Source organism: Pseudomonas sp. URMO17WK12:I12 (assembly GCF_000514395.1).
Taxonomy (GTDB): Bacteria; Pseudomonadota; Gammaproteobacteria; order Pseudomonadales; family Pseudomonadaceae; genus Aquipseudomonas; species Aquipseudomonas mucoides.
The window spans coordinates 34,561-53,656 of the sequence record NZ_AZVV01000018.1; the positions used below are offsets into that span (position 1 = coordinate 34,561).

The following is a 19,096-nucleotide window of genomic DNA, read 5'->3' on the forward strand; positions in this document are numbered from 1 at the left end:
TTTTTTTTCGGGGCTGTAGCTAAATTTTAAGCCCATAAAATTCAGCTATTTCCTTGGTCGCCTCCAAAACCCCCTCCTCACCACGTAGAAATATATCGTCCATATCCCTTAGCGGGGGTAGAGGATGTAGAAGCCCAACCAATTGATCAGCGGTGTAGTCCTGAGTGGTTCTATCCATTCCTTGAGTTCTTACAAAACTTATCGCGGAGTCACCGCCTAAAAAATGATTGGCCACTCGTATCTTCGGAGCCACACCATAATTCACCACTACGACGAGATCGTTATTATCGCGATGAAATTTCAACTGATGAATGGATGCACCAAAGTCTGTAAAATCGATTCCATCCATACCGCCAGACGCATTAACAATTAAATCTCTTCCAAGCCCCTCATACTTGTAAATATCATTACCCGCGCCGCCGTTTAAAGTGTCGTTACCAGGCCCTCCCCACAGGATATCGTCCTCTGCACCACCCGAGATCACGTCATCCCCCTGCATGCCCCGCATATCTCCATTACCGCTCAAAGTATCATTACCTTGACCGCCAACAAGGGGGAGTTTTTTATCATCCCTAAGGGAGACAAACTCCGGCGCATTATCGATAAAAACACCGTGGCGATAAGTATCAGGCGCGGGACCCAATTCACCATTACTTATAAGGCGTTCCAGACTGATGTCTGACCCATCTGCGAACTTCACAACTTCAATGCCAGAACCGCCGAGATCACTAGCATTCGGCAATACAATGCGAACTTGTTGATCTTTACTCCAAGAGATATCAAGTGTCGAATACAGCATCTGTCCACGGGGTGGATTGCGATAGGTGTCGGGTTTGGGGTTTGGCGCCAACTCAATATTAACCGCCTCAACTAACACAGCACCCCAGCTTAACTGCAACTGCTCAAGCGTTACCCCTTCAGGAAATCTAATGGTGTCCGTATCGTCTAATCCGAACTCAGCTTTCCACTCGGCAACGCCCACTTCTGGACGAAGAAAAACAGGGCTTAAAATATCCGCAACAATAGTAGTCGCTCCACTATGCGCGGCTATTATATAAGTATCTGGACCATTTCCTCCGTAAAGCCAATCATGCCCTGAGCCACTGATCAAATAATCTTGGCCCTCTGATCCGAGCAGCGTATCGTTTCCTGCCCCGCCTGACAAAAACGCACCGGACATCCTATCCTCATACTCTCGATAAAAAATATTGGGAGCCTCATAAGTAACCACCAAGTCGTCACCTGTTCCACCATGAAAAATATTACCGGCTTCGAGATTTACCCTGCCACCCTCATCATCGCCTTGAACAATTTGGTGAGTGATAGATTCAGTCGTCACATCCCAAATGAATTTCTTATAACTCAACTCACTACCTTCGAAGCTTCCAGGTGGATACACATACCAACCTTGAATGAAACCAGTCGCGCTTTTATGCTCGACAATAACTTCCCCAGCACTTAAAGAAAAACCACCATGGCTTGAGCCGGAGGGGTAATACTGTGGCTCTTGTTTTGGCTTGTATTTCATACCGCCTACTACAGGGAGTCTGGACTCAGCATGGGACGTTGCACTTGAAGTTCTTTCGCTAATTACCGCCCTCCCAGAAACCAGACTCATTCGCTCCGGGGTCTCTGACAATGATCCTGCCTGGAAGCGTTCAACAATTATGTTAGTTTTTTCGTGGTAGCTGTAGTCGTCATCAACGATATGATTTTTGCTCCAGGCACCCTGAGAATTCAGCACAAAACCCGATGCTAGTATGAATGCCGAGCGGCGCTTTTTCATATTCACCAGAAACTCTTCGCTCCACAATTTACTAGCTTCAGCTTCAACTCGTGGAATATCAACCACAGCATTATTGGCATCCTCCGCCCCATTGGTTTTTTCTTTATCTCCTAATTGCGACTTAATATGAGTATTATTTGGAGCCCCAATGACGCTGTCGTCTACACCTTGCACCACAAACGTTTCCGCCAAGGACGAAACATCTGTCGGGCCATGGACTATTTTCATAACGTCCTGAAAACTTAAAACAGAACCGTCACTAAAACTGAACGATGAATATTGCCATTTATCGTAACCACGAATCAGAACAACATCACCCAGCCCGTTAAAAATTCGTAATACCGGATCAACATCTACAACAATGATGTCAGCTTTTAAATTACCCACAGTAAATCCAGGGTCGAACTTTATGACGTTGTTTCCGCCTGCATCAGCAATAACATCGAGCCCATCACTAATGCCAAAATGATAGGTATCATCGCCGTCTTCCCCATCCAAATAGTCGTTGCCGCGGCCTCCTTTATATACGTTATTACCGGAACCACCGCGAAGGTAATCTGCACCTGCACCACCATACAAAGTGTCGTTTCCGCCACCGCCTATTAGGGTGTCATTTCCTGAACCGCCATCAAGATAGTCCGCTCCGTGCTCTGTTTCGGGTGTTTGCTCATAATCACCCAGCAAGAAGTCATCATCGGCACCACCGTGAAGCGTGTCGGCGCCTAAGCCTCCCCAGAGCGTATCGTTTCCAGCGTCACCTCGAATGTAGTCATTATTGGTTAGTCCGGCTGGCTGGCTGTGCTCGTCTCCATCCAAGGCGTCATTCCCTTCGCCCCCTATCAGCGTGTCGGAGCCCCCCATGCCTCGAAGCGTGTCATCACCAGTACCGCCATCTAGAAAATCATTACCTTGGTATCGAGCCGGGTGATCGGAGTAATCCCCGGATAAAACATCGTTGCCGGCGCCGCCATAAAGAGAATCATCAGCACCGCCACCTTGGAGAGTGTCGTCACCTGCACCACCATCCAGAAAATCATTACCGAAGTAATTTGCTGCGTTACCCTCAACACCCTGCAAAACAAAGTCATCGCCGGTCAGCTCATCGTTACCGAGACCGCCGTACAACACATCGCTACCACCATTACCGGCCAGGGAATCATTACCATCGCCCCCCTCCAACAAATCGTTGCCGTGGTGCCGACTTTGCAGACCGCCTCCCCAATCCAGGTTGTCACCCAACAAAATGTCGTTATCGTTGCCACCATGAAGAGTGTCATTCCCCCCATCGCCACTCAAAACATCATTTTCAGTTCCACCATCGAGTAAATCATCGCCCCAGCCGCCGTTGATAAAGTCACTGCCTCCCTGACCAAAAAGAACGTCATTGCCACCTCCCGCAGGAGCGCTGAGAGAGGCACGGGCAAAGACGTTACGCTTGCTAACGACACCTTCACCAATGGGGACATCAATCCTTTTGAAATTCCAGGTTTTTTCCAGCATCCCGGTCACATCATCACCGGATAAATTGTCATCGCCAGCTCCTCCAATGAGCGTATCTGGACCGTCGCCACCGAGCAGCACGTCTCGGGACTCAGTGCCCACGAGTAGATCCTCACCCTGCCCCCCATCAAGCCAATCGCCACGACTTGCCTTTCCGGGACCAGCTCCAGCAGCCATCGCTTGTTCGATTGTTAACGGCTGATCTGCAAACAACCGGTCATTTCCGGCTTTACCAAATAGCTGATCGGAGCCACCAAGCCCGATTAGGACGTCGTCGTTCGTCGATCCGTGAAGCACATCTGCCTTATTTCTCTGCTTCACCTTACGCACGATAACGTTGCCCAATTCATCATGAGCGAGCTGATCACCGGGAACAGTGGGGTCGGTGTCTTTTGCTTTCCAGTCGCCCACGACGGTTAGACCAGGCCCTGAAAAGTCCTGGCTTTGGTAATCCGGGAGAAGGATGCCCAACATGCCAGGCGTGAAGTGTTTAATAAAAACCAGATCATTCCGGCCGTATTTGATATGGAGCGTTTTTTCAGAAAGCTCTTCGATGACAGTTAAAGCGATAGCCCCATCTTCCGTAACCCAAGTATTGCTCAGAGGACCACTACGCTTAAGGGCAGGAATAGGTAAACCATTTATAAGTATCTGGCCATCAACGTCAAAGTCGGAAATCTGATCGACGCCATCACCACTCGAAAACTCGTATCGATCACTGCCAACGCCTCCAATCAGAATATCGTTACCTTGACCGCCGACTAATACATCATCCCCAGACATACCGCGTAGCACGTCTCTGCCATCTCCGCCTTTTAACCAATCACGCCCCTGACCACCTTCAATGTAATCATTTCCTTCGAGGCCGATGATCGTGTCATTACCCAAGCCACCATAGAGATGGTCGCTATTGGGGCCGCCGCTGAGCGAACGACTTCCATCATCACCAAACATCACCAGAGGATTTGAAACCCCGGTAGTCATAGACACTTGTTTACCTGATTGAAGATCCGAGTAGGAATGGGCCTGAATCGTGTTTTCTCCGAATGATCCGTTGGTCCTGGCTATCAAGCGACCTAACATATCCGCGCGATCAACCAGCCATCGTTCGGTGATAAAGCCTTCGCCGGTTTTAGAGTCGTAGAGTTCTAGTCCCCTCCCTGAAAAACCGTCAATTCTTTCAATGACTATTTCACTCAAGTATTTCAGGGAATTCCGTAGCGCCATCCCGGCAGGCGACTCCTGGGCCGCTAGTGTTCCCCAATCAGAAGCGCTGCCATATTCTCTAATTGCCCTGGCAACAATATTTTGAGATTGGCTCGGTGATAAAGACGAGAAAAACGCATGGGCGTTTGCGGCAAATGTTGCATCTGTAGTGAGTGACGCTGAAGAAACACCATCATAGGTTAGTTTGAACATATCAAGGAAGGCATTCACCCCATACCTTAATATCAAATCCACCGCGGATGAAATAGGTGTACCTTTGATAATAGACTGGATGAACGGATTATAACTTCGACTGCTGCGCGCAATATTTATCTGCTCAGGCACAACTGAAAACAGGCTCTCAAATGCATTCCAACCAAAATTTTTGGCCACTGCTTCAAGCGCTACATTGTAGGAATCGATGGCGAACAAGATATTCTTAAAATCATCCAGCCTATTAACTCTCGCCAGTTCGTGTCTTCCTTTTATTTCCGAGTCGGGATCACCTGCCGAAATCAATCGCCACGTTTCATAGGGATATTCCCCGCCCAACAGACTAAAGCCAATTGTGCCAGACCATCCAGCGTTGCGACTTGCAGCGGTGTCTTTTTCCGCTCCTTCCTGAGGAAACAGTATTTTACCGATGGCGCTTGCATCGATGGAAGCGATTTGGTCAATTGCAGGCACGGTCCACGGTGCCAAGTTGAATTCAATTGATCCGTACAGCAAAGTATTCATGAAGTTGACGGCCACCTGGTTCGATGACTCCTGCATCAATTCTTCACTAAACATTTTATTCAGTCGCAACTGTCCTTGCCGCACTGTGTAAGCACGGATCAACGCTGAATAAGCACCGTTCCCTCCGTTCGCATCGATCGCCACATCAAGCCACAACTTAGCACTCTTGAAAACCTTCTTGACACTCTCATCAAAAACCACAAAACCAGAAAGCTTTTCACCAATCATATCTGACAATGTTTGATAAAAGGGCTCACAGTTCGTACTCACCACCGCAACTGCCTTATACTCTTTATCATGCAGATCGAACTTCATTCCGGTGCATACACTGACAGCATCAATAATTTTTTCTTTCTCTTCAGCATTAAAAACATAACTCATCATTACTTCCCTGTAATTATGGCACTCGAAAGATATTCACTAATAAATTTAAGCGCTGCAGGAGCAACACGCAGCGACCGCGTCCCTAGATGAACACGAGCGTCTCCACCTGCAAAATCGAAATTATGCAACCCCACTGTGCAACGGGTATTTAACTGACCAAAATCCAGGTTTTCCAGTTGTGATTTATTAAACGTTAACAAAACCTCTCTGCTGAACCCACTTTCCAAAACTTCGCTAGATGGAGAACCCAAACCATCACATGCAATCACTCGTGGAGTTCCATCACTTCGGCGCCAATCGCGCATTATAAAACCGCTTACCGCGAATTCATTTTCAACACTAGGAGGGGGAGCATTGAGCCAGAGTTCCAGACCGGGATAATTCTTGAGCTTCACAATAAGCTCTTCTGGCCATTCCTTGGTCTGACGTCCCATGTTAATTGGCTCGGTGGACTCTGTCCTTGTGTACAACCTGGCAGCCAAACTAAAATACCTCCAATGGGATAACGGCTCGTTCCCGAGGTCCTGATAAGTGGGGCGAAGTTCAGTGCCAGTCCACCAGAAGTCTCCTTCCAGGAGCGTTGCAATGCACTGGCCATTCCTTGTGGCAGAACCGAAATGGAACCCCGGTATTTTAGCTATATCAAGAAGGCTTCCTCCCAATATTGGAACATGCTCCATACCCGCTAGTTTTTGATTGCATTTCTTTGATATCTCTCGGCTACGATCTTGCTCCTCCGCCATGCGCTCCGATTCAACATAACAACTCACCAACCAAGAACAAAGAACCACAACCAAACCGTACTTGATTATGGTTTTACACCACCAATATGCATCCTTGCGAATCACCTTATACATTTCAAACTCCATTTAAAATGATAAACCAGCCTATTGAATTACCCGATCAAAAATATCGAAATAGCCTTGCACTCCGTATTTCAGATCAAATCTGCTCGCTGTCGATTTCGCATTTTCTCTCATAAAACTGAAATCATCAGCGTTTTGCAAAACCCTGCATACTTCTCCAGCTATCGCCTCAGCGTCAAAAAAATCGACTAACATCCCATTGACGCCATCAACGACAACCTCTTCAACTGGAGCGGTATTTGAACCTATGACAACACACCCAGACGCCATCGCCTCCAACAATGACCAAGACAAAACAAAGGGATAAGTCAAATAAACATGTGCTTTTGAAACCTCCAAAATGGCCCTATAAGTTTTATAAGGTAACCGTCCCGTAAAATGTATTCTGGAAAGATCCAGATCCAACTCAGCGACCAATTTACTACGCCAACTCTCAAACCCTTTCGGCAAACGCCCATAGCTGACTTCATCACCTCCCACGATTACAATTTGGGCATCCGGGCACTCGGCCTGAATATAAGGAATAGATCTCATAAAACTATGAAAGCCACGATAAGGCTCAAGATTTCTGGCGACATAGGTAACGATTGGCTGCCCGGTCTCCAGCACATACCCGCTATTTAACTGCACAGAGGAAACCGGCACATACTCGGTTACTTGCAGAGGTACTCCCTCATGAATTACGTGAATTTTAGAATGGTACGCTCGAGGAAACAGACTCCGTTGCCAGTGGGTTGGCGCAATTCCAATATCACATTGCTCAAGATTCAACAAATGCATCGAATTAAGCGGACGAAGGCTTGAAGAAGTATCTGGGGTAGACGGAAATTCCGGATCAAAATCGACATCCGTACCTTTCGGATGATAATAATACTCACACAAATGAATAAGAGGGACGTCGGGATACACATCCTTGATGAACAGCGTTTCACCCCATCCCGGATGAGCAAGTATCACGCCAGGGCAATAACCGTCTTGTTTAAGACCAAGTAATATTCGACGTACTTGTTGCCCATCAACTATTGCGTCTTCATATTTATGTAAAAACGGGTGCGTACAACCTGATACTTTTCTTACCGGCCGATATCTGAATAATTTTATTCCTGGCAAGCCTGGAGAAGTAGTTCGTCCAATGGCAGTAACCCTAACGCCTGCTCGATTCAACGCCGCCGACGCAACGTGTCGAAATTGACCTGGAAAGTTTTGATGAATAATCAGTAAATTCATGATTCAGGTTCTTTCATGTGCACCCCGATTTAATTGAATTTTTTCGAACATCAATACGAATGCACAAACGCTAACAAACGTTCAGAAATAAAAATGTAGGAGGGTTCCGAGAACGTCCGAGGAGATGGAGCAAAGCGAGTGAATTTCGAATTGATCAGGCAGTGCCCTCATTTTTTTCTCCCTACGAGCTTTTTCTGAGGAAAAAAAAACGGCGCTTGACGCGCCGCTTTCTCGAAAAAGTGTCTTGTGATGCCTACCGGTGGCCACCCCGGCCATCGTGATCGCCATGACCATTGTGGTCACCGCGTCCACCGTGGTTGTTGTTGCGTCCGCCCCCCCCCCGGTAGTCATTATTCCAGCCGCCTCGGTTATGCCCGTCCCACCCTTGGTTCTGATGGCCCCGGTAATCGCCTCGGGACTGGTAATAACGCGGGGCCGGTTGATACACCCTTGGCTGATAGTAATAGCGCGGCGTTGGCTGGTAATACCGCGCGGGCGGTGAGTAGTACCGGGGCGGTGGTGAGTAATAACCCCCGCCACCGGAATAGTAGGAACTGCCACCGGCGTAATAGGTGGGCGCTGGCGAGGTATAGACCTCGGAACCGTAGTAGCTGTCTCCTCCATCGGAATAGGGCACGCAAGCACCCAGGGACAATCCGGACAGAGCAATCAGAAGAATTCGGCTGAGCTGTTTTCGACAGTTCATGGCGGCCTCCTGGACCGCGAGTGAGCCACACCAGCGACGCTGGCGAGCGACAGTCAATTATTCGGTGACTGTCGAAAGATCAGACATCGATTTCGAAATCTGGTGCGTTCTTGAAACACATTGAAACATCTGGCCGATGAAAGGTTTTTCATCTATTCACACGCTGATTAATGGTGCCAGCGGTGGTATCCACCGTTGTAATAGTGTGGACCGTGGCCACCGTAGTAACGATAGCGATAGCGCCCGTAATACCGTGGGCTGTAATAGCCACCGTAGTAATAGGGCGAGTAATAACCGGGGTAGTAATAAGGTGCGGTGTACACGTCGTCGTAGCCTGCGTAGTAGTAGCAGCCAGACAACCCCACACCCAGCAACGCACAGAACACCATTCGACGCAGCATGACGGCCTCCGAAAAGACCCGGGACAGCAGCCGGCAACGGTCGGCTGACATAGCGTTTGACTGGAAAACCAGCGTCGAGTGCTGCACCACGAACACCTTCAGATCAGCGGCCCCCCCGTCCCATTGCGGTGCAGCCGCGCACCATCAAAAGGCAACGCGCCTGCCCTTCCGGCGCCCATCCGCGCGTCATCCCCCGCGTTAGAGCGCTCGCGTCGACTTGGCACGCCTCTCGCTTTAGCAACTGTGTGCAGGAGTTCATCACAGGTTCGCGGCACCACAATTTGCAATGGCTGACTAGGGTTCCGGCTCGCTTGTGCGAGTGGCTGGTCCGAGAGTTGGCGACCTCCAGTTGAGGTTACACGGCGGGACAAAAGCCCGGGAGACAAGCCACCGTTCGCGGTGCCGCGTTGACTCCTGCCCGCCCCTGATCAACTGGAGAACCACCATGTCCCAGCTTCGTTTACCCGCCCTGCTCGCCGCTGCGTTCGCAGTCTTCGTGAGTTTCTCGTCCCAGGCCGCCCAGAAAGACCACTTCAGCGTTTGCTGGACGATTTATGCCGGCTGGATGCCATGGGAATACGCCGGCAGCCAAGGCATCGTCGACAAATGGGCGAAGAAGTACGGCATCAAGATTGACGTGGTGCAGCTCAACGACTACGTCGAATCGATCAATCAATACACCGCCGGCCAGTTCGACGGTTGCACCATGACCAACATGGACGCGCTGACCATTCCGGCCGCTGGCGGCGTCGACAGCACCGCGCTGATCGTCAGCGACTTCTCCAACGGCAACGACGGTATTGTGCTCAAGGGTGACGGCAAGAAAATCACCGACCTCAAGGGCATGGACGTCAACCTCGTGGAGCTCTCGGTTTCCCACTACTTGCTGGCCCGCGCGCTGGATTCGGTCGACCTCACCGAGAAAGACCTGAAAGTGGTCAACACCTCCGACGCCGACATCTCGGCCGCCTTCAACACCGAGCAGGTCAACGCCGTCACCACCTGGAACCCGATGCTCTCGGACATCAAGGCCAAGCCTGACGTCACCGAAGTGTTCAACTCCAGCCAGATCCCCGGCGAGATCATGGACATGATGGTGGTCAACAGCGCCACCCTCAAAGACAACCCGGCCTTGGGCAAAGCGCTGACCGGCGCCTGGTTCGAAGTGGTCGAGTTGATGAACGCGAAAAACGCTGCCAGCAAAGCCGCGCTTGAACACATGGCCAAGGCCTCCGGCACCGACCTGCCGGGTTTCCAGGCGCAACTGGACACCACCAAATTGTTCGCCACGCCTAAAGAGGCGCTGGACTTCTCCACCAGCAAGCAACTGCCGGAAACCATGCGCAAAGTCGCCGAGTTCTCGTTCCAGCACGGCTTGCTCGGCGAAGGCGCCAAGGACACCAGCGCGGTCGGCATGGCATTCGCCAACGGTGTGACCAGCGGTGACAAGTCCAACCTCAAGCTGCGCTTCGACCCGACTTACGTGCAGATGGCTGCTGACGCCCAGCTGTAATCACGAGGAGCTGGCCATGCGCCTGATCAATCGCCACCCGGATCGCCCGAGTCGCCTGCTGTTGGTGATCCTGCCGTTCGCCCTGGTGCTGTTCGCCTACTTCATGGGCTCGGCCGAGCGGCTGATGGACAACCCCAACGACAAGCTGCTGCCGAGCGCCGTGCAGATGACCGACGCGGTAAAGCGCCTGGCCTTCGTCGCCGACTCCCGTACCGGCGAATACCTGCTCTGGCAGGACAGCGCCTCAAGCCTGCGCCGCTTGGCCATCGGCCTCGGTATCAGCGCATTGGCAGGGTTGTGCCTGGGCATGGCGGCCGGGACGTTGCCGCTGTTCGGCGCGCCGCTGTCACCGTTGTTGACAGTGCTGTCGATGGTGCCGCCGCTGGCGATCCTGCCGATTCTGTTCATCGTGTTCGGCCTTGGGGAATTGTCAAAAGTGATGCTGATCGTGATCGGCATCACCCCGGCCCTGGCCCGTGATCTGGAACAGCGCGCCCGGGAAATTCCGGTCGAGTTGCTGATCAAGGCCCAGACCCTCGGCGCCTCGACCTGGACCCTGATGCTGCGCGTGGTGCTGCCGCAGCTGTTGCCGCGTCTGCTGATCTCGTTGCGGCTGATGCTCGGCTCGGCATGGTTGTTCCTGATTGCCGCCGAAGCCATCGCCTCGACCGACGGCCTCGGCTACCGGATCTTCCTGGTGCGCCGTTACCTGGCGATGGACGTGATCCTGCCGTACGTGGTGTGGATCACCCTCCTCGCCTGGCTGATGGACTGGGGCCTGAAGCGCCTGACCCAACGTGCTTTCCCTTGGTATGAAGGAGCACGCGCATGAGCTTCATCACGGTAAAAAACGTCTGGCAGCAATACGGCGATCAGGTGGTGCTCGAAGGCCTGAACCTGAACGTCAACGAGGGTGAGTTCTGCACACTGGTCGGCGCTTCCGGTTGCGGCAAATCGACCTTCCTGCGCTTGCTGCTTGGCCAGGAACGCGCCAGTCGCGGCGAGATCCTGCTCGATGGCCAAACCCTGGCAGGCGAACCGGATTCGAGCCGTGGCGTGGTGTTCCAGCGCTACTCGGTGTTCCCGCATTTGACCGTGCTGGACAACGTCGCCCTCGGTCTCGAATTGCCGCGCTCGCCCTTGATCGGACGCCTGTTCGGCAGCGCCAAGCGTGATGCGCGCGAACAGGCTTCGGTGTTGCTGCACAAAGTCGGCCTCGGCCACTCGCTGGACAAATACCCGGCGCAGCTGTCCGGCGGCATGCAGCAACGGCTGGCCATCGCCCAAGCGCTGATCATGAAACCTCGGGTGTTGCTGCTCGACGAACCCTTCGGCGCGCTCGATCCGGGTATCCGCAAAGACATGCACGCCTTGCTGCTGGAGCTGTGGCGCGAGACCCAACTGACGGTGTTCATGGTCACCCACGACCTGTCCGAAGGTTTCAGCCTCGGCACGCGTCTGCTGGTGTTCGACAAGGTTCGCATCGACCCGCACGCCCCCGGTGCCTATGGCGCGCGCATCACCTACGACATCCCTTTGAACAGCGACCGCCGCACCACCCGTGCCGCCGTCGACGCCCTGCCGATGCCCATGGCAGGCACGCTTCGTATCGCTTAGAGGAATCTGCACATGACTGATTCGACCCAACTGTTCACCCCCTTCGCCGAAGAATTACTGCCCGGTGGCGGCCATCGTTCGTTCGTGTTGAAGCGCGGCCAACTGCTGCGCCTGACCGACCTGCGCGGCGGTGCCAACGTCAGCCTGACGCTGCTCAATGCCAACGAAAAAACCGAACGCCTGAACCTGCCCGACAGCCTCAAATGCCAACACACCGCCAAGCTCACCCGTGGCCATTGCCTGTACTCGGACATGGGCCGCGTACTGGCCGCGATCACCGCCGACACCTGCGGCTGGAGCGACAGCCTCGGCGGTGTGCTCTGCGCTGAAGAAGTCGCGGAAAAATACGGCGCCGGCCGCTATCAGGAACTGCGCAACGGCTTCTTCCGCAACGGCACCGACAATCTGCTGGTCGAGCTCGGCAAGTGGGGGTTGGGCCTGTCCGATCTGCTGATGACCCTCAACCTGTTCAGCCGCGTCGACGTCGACGAAGCCGGGCGCTTCCACTTCGTCGAAGGCAATTCCCGGGCGGGCGATTACATCGAGTTGTACGCGCCGATGGACACACTGGTGGTGCTCACCGCACTGCAACACCCGATGGACCCCTCGCCCGACTACGCGCCAAAACCGCTGAAGCTCAGCTGGATGAACGCCGACGCCAGCGTCGCCGAACACTGCCGCACTTCGCGCCCGGAAAACGAGCGCGGCTTCATCAACACCGACCGTTTGTTCGCTTGAGGATCGCTGCCATGTCACTTGCAATCGCTACCGCTCACAAACAACCTGACACTGCGATCTACCGCGCAACCATCCCGGCCGGCGAACCGTGGCTGATGGAAGTCAAGGCCGGCCAGACCTTGCGCATCCTCGACCTGGAAGGCAATCAAGCCGTCGATACGCTGTTCTACAGCGTGGCCAATCCGAAAGAACGCTACGACGTGCAACGCACGCTGCGTCGGCAAAACAGCGTCTACCTGAGCACCGGCAGCGTCCTGTATTCGAACCTCGGCAAACCGATGCTGACCATCGTCGCCGACACCTGCGGCCGTCACGACACCCTCGGCGGCGCCTGCGCACAAGAGAGCAACACCGTGCGCTACGCCCTGGAAAAACGCTACATGCACAGCTGTCGCGACAACTACCTGCGCGCCTGCGTCCACGACGGGCGACTGGGCAAGGGCGACATCGGGCCGAACATCAACTTCTTCATGAACGTGCCAGTCACGGCGGACGGCGGCTTGACCTTTGCAGACGGCATTTCGGCGCCGGGCAAATACGTCGATCTGCGGGCCGAGATGGACGTGATCGTGCTGATCTCCAATTGCCCGCAATTGAATAACCCGTGCAACGCCTACAACCCGACACCTGCGGAGTTACTGGTATGGAACTGAAAATCGCGCGGTTGCGTAAATGGTTGTTCACCCTGTGCCAGGCCCGCTCCGGCCAGTGCCTCAAAAAGTAAAACCACCACTAAACCCTGTGGGAGCGGGCTTGCCCGCGATGACGGTACGTCTGCCACATCAATGTTGAATGTGCCGGCCCAATCGCGGGCAAGCCCGCTCCCACAGGTTCGGCGTTGTTCGCAAGAGAAGTGATTCTGCCGTCGGGGACGACCCTGGCGCCTATCGAAAAACTGCGGGACGGCCCGCATCCCAGGTCGAGGCTGATGCGCAATCGCCTCCGGGGGTTATGCCATGTTCGAAAAAGTCCTGATTGCCAACCGTGGCGCCATTGCCTGCCGCATCCTGCGCACCCTGCGTGATTTGCAGGTCAAAGGCGTCGCCGTGTACTCCGAAGCCGATGCCGCCAGCCTGCACATCCTGCAAGCCAATGAAGCCCACAGCCTCGGTGAAGGCGCGGCGGCCGGCACCTATCTGGCGGTCGACAAAATCCTCGCCATCGCCAAAGCCACCGGCGCCACGGCGATTCATCCCGGCTACGGTTTCCTTTCGGAAAACGCCGCGTTCGCCGAAGCCTGCGAAGCTGCCAACATCGCCTTCATCGGCCCGACGCCTGAACAGCTGCGCGTGTTCGGCCTCAAGCACACCGCCCGCGCCCTGGCCAAGCAACACGGCGTGCCAATGCTCGAAGGCACCGAACTGCTCGACAGCCTCGACGCCGCCCTGATCGCCGGCGAACAGGTCGGCTACCCGGTGATGCTCAAGAGCACTGCCGGCGGTGGCGGTATCGGCATGCGTGTGTGCCGCAGCGCGGCTGAACTGAGCGAATCCTTCGAGGCGGTGAAACGCCTCGGCCAGAACAACTTCAGCGATGCCGGCGTGTTCATCGAGAAGTACATCCAGCGCGCGCGGCATCTGGAAGTCCAGGTGTTCGGCGATGGTCGCGGCGAGGTGATTGCCCTCGGCGTGCGCGACTGCTCGGTACAACGGCGCAACCAGAAAGTCCTCGAAGAAACCCCGGCGCCTAACCTTCCGGAAGGCATGGCCGACGACCTGTGCGCAGCGGCCATCAAACTGGCGAAAGCGGTGAACTACCGTAGCGCCGGCACCGTGGAATTTGTCTTCGACAGCGAAGACCAGCGCTTCTACTTCCTTGAAGTGAACACCCGTTTGCAGGTGGAACACGGCGTTACCGAACAAGTCTGGGGCGTCGATCTGGTGCGCTGGATGGTCGAACTCGCGGCGGGTGATTTGCCGCCGCTGCGTGAGTTGAGCCAAGGGTTGAAAGCCGAAGGGCATGCGATTCAGGCACGACTGTATGCCGAAGATCCGGGGCGTGATTTCCAGCCAAGCCCAGGCTTGCTCACTGCCGTGAATTTCCCGGCCGCCAACGGCATCCAACTGCGCATCGACACCTGGGTCGAGGCCGGTTGCGAGATTCCGCCATACTTCGACCCGATGATCGCCAAGGTCATCAGTTGGGCGCCGACCCGCGAAGAAGCACGCGCCGATCTGCATCAGGCGTTGGGCGACAGCCTGCTCTATGGCGTGGAAACCAACCGCGATTATCTGCGGCAGATTTTGCTGGATGTGCCTTTCGCCAGCGGCCAGCCGTGGACGCGTTGCCTGGAAGGCCTGGTGTATCAGGCCAACACCTTTGAAGTGCTCAGCGCCGGCACGCAAACCAGCGTTCAGGACTATCCGGGGCGCCTCGGTTATTGGGCGGTGGGTGTGCCACCGTCGGGTCCGATGGACAGTCGCGCGTTGCGTCTGGGCAATCTTTTGCTGGGCAACGAAGAAGGTGCCGCCGCGCTGGAAATCACCATGAGCGGACCGTTGCTGCGCTTCAATTGTGATGCGGTGGTGGCGGTGACTGGTGCGGTGACTCCACTGACGCTGAACGGTGAATCCGTCGCGATGAATACGACGCTGTTGATTCCGGCCGGCGCCACGTTGGGCCTCGGCACGATGGCCGGTGCGGGCGCGCGCAGCTATCTGTGCGTACGCGGTGGCTTGCAGGTGCCGGATTATCTGGGGAGCAAAAGCACCTTCACCCTCGGTCAGTTTGGCGGGCATGGCGGTCGTGCGTTGCGGGCGGGGGATGTGTTGCATGTGCCTGCTTTGCTCGACCGCAGCGCGGGTGCCGAACTGGCTGAAGTCGCTGAGATGTCTGCCGTACGACAAATTCGCGTGATCTACGGCCCGCATGGCGCGCCGGAATACTTCACTGAAAACTATATCGGCACATTCTTCTCGACCCAGTGGGAAGTGCATTTCAACTCCAGCCGGACCGGCGTGCGCCTGATCGGGCCGAAGCCGGAATGGGTGCGGGCCGACGGCGGTGAAGCGGGTCTGCATCCGTCGAACATTCATGACAATCCGTATGCCATCGGGGCGGTGGATTTTACCGGAGATATGCCGGTCATTCTGGGGCCGGACGGCCCGAGTCTGGGTGGGTTTGTGTGCCCGGTGACGGTGATCGAGGCGGACCTTTGGCAGCTGGGTCAATTGAAGGCCGGGGACAAAGTGCAATTCATCCCGGTCGATATCCAGACCGCCCGCACCCTCGCATTGAAATGGAACTCCCCCTGTGGGAGCTGGCTTGCCTGCGATGGGGCCAGGCCAGACACCGCATCGACTTCATCGCAGGCAAGCCAGCTCCCACAGGGAATTATGTCGCCTGTTGTATTGGATATCGGTCAGGGGGATACGCGGCTGGTTGCACGCCTTTCCGGGGATACTCACCTGCTGCTCGAAATCGGCGCGCCGGAGCTTGATCTTGTTTTGCGCTTCCGCGCCCACGCCCTCATGCAAGCCCTGGAAAGCAAACACCTGCATGGCGTGATCGACCTCACCCCAGGCATCCGTTCGCTGCAAGTGCACTACCAACCCGAGCAACTGCCGCTGGCCGACCTGCTCGGCATCGTCGCCGGTGAATGGGACGCCGTGTGCGCCGCCAAGGACCTGCAAGTGCCCTCGCGCATCGTGCATTTGCCGCTGTCCTGGGACGACCCGGCCTGCCAGTTGGCCATCGAGAAATACATGACCACCGTGCGCAAGGACGCGCCGTGGTGCCCGAGCAATCTGGAGTTCATCCGTCGCATCAACGACCTGCCCAACCTCGACGAAGTGCAGCGCACGGTGTTCGACGCCAGCTACCTGGTGATGGGCCTGGGCGACGTCTACCTCGGCGCACCCGTCGCCACACCACTGGACCCGCGTCATCGTCTGGTGACCACCAAATACAACCCGGCCCGCACCTGGACCGCGGAAAACTCGGTGGGCATCGGTGGCGCCTACATGTGCGTCTACGGCATGGAAGGTCCCGGCGGTTATCAGTTTGTCGGGCGCACCTTGCAGATGTGGAACCGCTATCGCGAAGTCGCCGCGTTCGATGGCAAACCGTGGCTGCTGCGCTTCTTCGACCAGATCCGTTTCTACCCGGTGAGCGCCGATGAACTGCTGCGCATCCGCAAGGACTTCCCGCTCGGGCGTTTCGAGCTGAACATTGAGCACAGCCAGTTGAACCTGGCGGACTATCAGGCATTCCTGGCGAAAGAAGCCGAGACCATCGCTGCGTTTCGCGATCAGCAACAAGGCGCTTTTAACGCTGAACGCGAACGCTGGATCGCCAGCGGCCAAGCGCATTTCGACAGCGAAGAACTGGTCCCGGAGGCGACCGAAGAGGCCGCGCTCGCCAACGGTGAAATGAGCGTCGACAGCCACATCGCCGGCAACCTCTGGCAGGTTCAGGTGGAGACCGGCAGCCGCGTGGAAGCCGGCGATGTGCTGGTGATTCTGGAGTCGATGAAGATGGAAATTCCGCTGCTCGCGCCGACGGCTGGTGTGGTGCGTGAGATTCGTGTGCAGCCCGGTTCCGCCGTGCGCGCCGGACAGCGCGTCGTGGTGCTGGAACTCGACTGAACCCATTTCTAAAAGGATTAACGCCATGAACATCAATCTGCAACTCGACGCCCTGCGCAGCACTTATCGCCTCGGCAACATCACGCCCCGTCAATTGCTGTCGGGTCTGCGCGACAAAGCCGCCGCGCTGAACCCGGACTATCACCTGTTCATCCACTTGCTCAGTGTCGAAGAACTGGAACCGTACCTCGCCGCCCTCGACGGCCGCGACATCGACAGCCTGCCGTTGTACGGCGTGCCGTTCGCGATCAAGGACAACATCGACCTGGCCGGTATTCCGACCACCGCCGCGTGTCCTGACTTTGCCTACGTGCCAGAGCAATCGGCGACCATCGTCGAGCAGTTGCTGGCGCTGGGGGCGATCCCGTTGGGCAAGACCAACCTTGATCAATTCGCCACCGGCCTCAACGGCAGCCGCTCACCGTATGGGGCATGCCCGAACAGCGTGTTGCCGGAGTATCCGTCGGGCGGCTCCAGCGCCGGGTCTTCGTTGGCGGTAGCGCTCGGCGTGGCGAGCTTTTCGTTGGGCACCGACACGGCGGGATCGGGGCGTGTGCCGGCGGGGTTGAACAATCTGGTGGGATTGAAAGCCACCAAAGGCTTGATCTCCACGGCGGGTGTGGTGCCGGCCTGTCGCACGCTCGATTGCGTGACGACCTTCACCGCGACCGCTCGCGAGGCCAGCCAGTTACTCGCGCTCACCGCCCACCTCGACCCGCGTGATGAATACAGCCGCCGCAATCCGCAGTGGAATGACGGCGCAGCATTCGGTACGCCGCGCCCGTTCCGCTTCGGCGTACCGCGCGCGCAGGACCTGGAATTTTTCGGTTGCCCCGAAGGCCCGCTGTTGTTTGGGGATGCCATCGACCGGCTCGAGGCGTTGGGCGGTGAAGCCGTCGAACTGGATATGTCGCCGTTTCTCGAAGCGGCCCGTTTGCTCTACGAAGGGCCGTGGGTGGCTGAACGCTACAGCATCGCCGGGGAGTTGATGGAGCACAATCCGCAAGCGGTGCTGCCAGTGATTCGTGCGGTGCTGGCCAAGGCGCCAGCGGTGACCGGCGTACAAACTTTCCGCGCGCAGTATCGGCTGCAAGCGTTGAAAGCGTTGTGCGACAAGGCGCTGGAAGAACTCGACTGCGTGCTCACGCCGACCATCGGCCGCCCGGTGACACGGGCACAGCTGGACGCCGAACCGGTGCTGCGCAATTCGGAACTGGGTTACTACACCAACTTCATGAACCTGCTCGACTACGCCGCCGTCGCGGTGCCTAGCAGCTTTATGGGCAATGGCCTGCCGTGGGGCGTGACACTGTTTGGCCGGGCGTTTACCGATCAGTATTTGCTGAGCGTGGCGGATGCTTTCCAGCGCCAGCAAGGTCTGACCACGGCGGCGCCAACGGCGGCGGCGCGTAACGATCGGGCGCGGTTGGTGGTGTGTGGCGCGCACCTGGACGGCTTGGCGCTGAATTGGCAATTGAAGCGCCGTGGGGCGCGGTTGGTCGAGACGACGTTCAGTTCGCCGGACTATCAACTGTATGCCTTGGCCGGCGGCCCACCGTTTCGTCCGGGGATGGTGCGGGTGAAGGATGGCGGTGTGGCGATTGCGGTGGAGGTTTGGGAATTGCCGAGCAGCGAGTTGGGCTCGTTCCTGACCGGGATTCCGGCGCCGCTGGGGCTGGGCAAAGTGCAACTGGCGGATGGGCGTTGGGAGAGCGGGTTTATCTGCGAGGCGTATGGATTGGAAGGCGCAGTGGATATCAGCCACCTCGGTGGATGGCGCGCTTACCTGCAATCCCTGACCTAAACACCGTCCCCTTGTGGGAGTGAG

The 19,096-nt window shown here is 55.9% G+C and carries 12 protein-coding genes and 1 riboswitch; of the genes, 7 read left to right on the forward strand and 5 right to left on the reverse strand.

Features of this window, described 5'->3' with window-relative positions; all coding sequences use genetic code 11:
- Positions 1–19: 19 nt before the first annotated feature.
- From D882_RS1000000133355 to D882_RS0123800, 5 genes are all read right to left on the reverse strand, one after another.
- Positions 20–5,611, reverse strand: coding sequence for a calcium-binding protein (locus tag D882_RS1000000133355; protein WP_027925550.1), 5,592 nt, complete (start codon positions 5,609–5,611; stop codon positions 20–22).
- A gap of 2 nt (positions 5,612–5,613) precedes the next feature.
- Positions 5,614–6,471, reverse strand: coding sequence for a hypothetical protein (locus tag D882_RS0123775; RefSeq protein ID WP_027925551.1), 858 nt, complete (start codon positions 6,469–6,471; stop codon positions 5,614–5,616).
- A gap of 30 nt (positions 6,472–6,501) precedes the next feature.
- A complete protein-coding gene (locus D882_RS01000000131385) occupies positions 6,502–7,707 on the reverse strand; it encodes a glycosyltransferase family 4 protein (protein ID WP_050590235.1) in 1,206 nt (401 codons plus the stop codon).
- A 253-nt stretch (positions 7,708–7,960) separates the two neighbouring features.
- A complete protein-coding gene (locus D882_RS1000000132300) occupies positions 7,961–8,413 on the reverse strand; it encodes a hypothetical protein (RefSeq protein ID WP_081744009.1) in 453 nt (150 codons plus the stop codon).
- A gap of 167 nt (positions 8,414–8,580) precedes the next feature.
- Complete coding sequence (locus D882_RS0123800; protein WP_027925554.1) at positions 8,581–8,814, reverse strand: hypothetical protein; 234 nt, start codon at positions 8,812–8,814, stop codon at positions 8,581–8,583.
- Between the two features lie 283 nt (positions 8,815–9,097).
- Positions 9,098–9,198: riboswitch (guanidine-I (ykkC/yxkD leader) on the forward strand.
- Positions 9,199–9,259: 61 nt separating this feature from the next.
- On the opposite strand from D882_RS0123800, the gene D882_RS0123805 reads away from it, so the two are divergent.
- The 7 genes from D882_RS0123805 (at position 9,260) to atzF (ending at position 19,072) form a co-directional block, all read left to right on the forward strand.
- Positions 9,260–10,327 carry a putative urea ABC transporter substrate-binding protein gene (locus D882_RS0123805; protein ID WP_027925555.1) on the forward strand — a complete coding sequence of 356 codons (1,068 nt, stop codon included), beginning with the start codon at positions 9,260–9,262 and terminating at the stop codon, positions 10,325–10,327.
- Positions 10,328–10,343: 16 nt separating this feature from the next.
- Positions 10,344–11,159 carry an ABC transporter permease gene (locus D882_RS0123810; RefSeq protein ID WP_027925556.1) on the forward strand — a complete coding sequence of 272 codons (816 nt, stop codon included), beginning with the start codon at positions 10,344–10,346 and terminating at the stop codon, positions 11,157–11,159.
- Positions 11,156–11,944: an ABC transporter ATP-binding protein gene (locus tag D882_RS0123815; protein WP_027925557.1), complete on the forward strand. Its 789-nt coding sequence runs from the start codon at positions 11,156–11,158 to the stop codon at positions 11,942–11,944. Before D882_RS0123810 ends, D882_RS0123815 begins: the two co-directional genes overlap by 4 nt.
- 12 nt (positions 11,945–11,956) lie before the next feature.
- Positions 11,957–12,682, forward strand: a complete 726-nt coding sequence (locus D882_RS0123820) for an urea amidolyase associated protein UAAP1 (RefSeq protein ID WP_027925558.1) — start codon at positions 11,957–11,959, stop codon at positions 12,680–12,682.
- Between the two features lie 11 nt (positions 12,683–12,693).
- Positions 12,694–13,335, forward strand: coding sequence for an urea amidolyase associated protein UAAP2 (locus D882_RS0123825; protein ID WP_027925559.1), 642 nt, complete (start codon positions 12,694–12,696; stop codon positions 13,333–13,335).
- A gap of 303 nt (positions 13,336–13,638) precedes the next feature.
- A complete protein-coding gene (uca, locus tag D882_RS0123835; protein ID WP_027925560.1) occupies positions 13,639–17,268 on the forward strand; it encodes an urea carboxylase in 3,630 nt (1,209 codons plus the stop codon).
- 25 nt (positions 17,269–17,293) lie between these two features.
- Positions 17,294–19,072 (forward strand): allophanate hydrolase, encoded by a 1,779-nt coding sequence (atzF, locus tag D882_RS0123840; RefSeq protein WP_027925561.1) that lies wholly within the window; start codon positions 17,294–17,296, stop codon positions 19,070–19,072.
- Positions 19,073–19,096 lie beyond the last annotated feature (24 nt).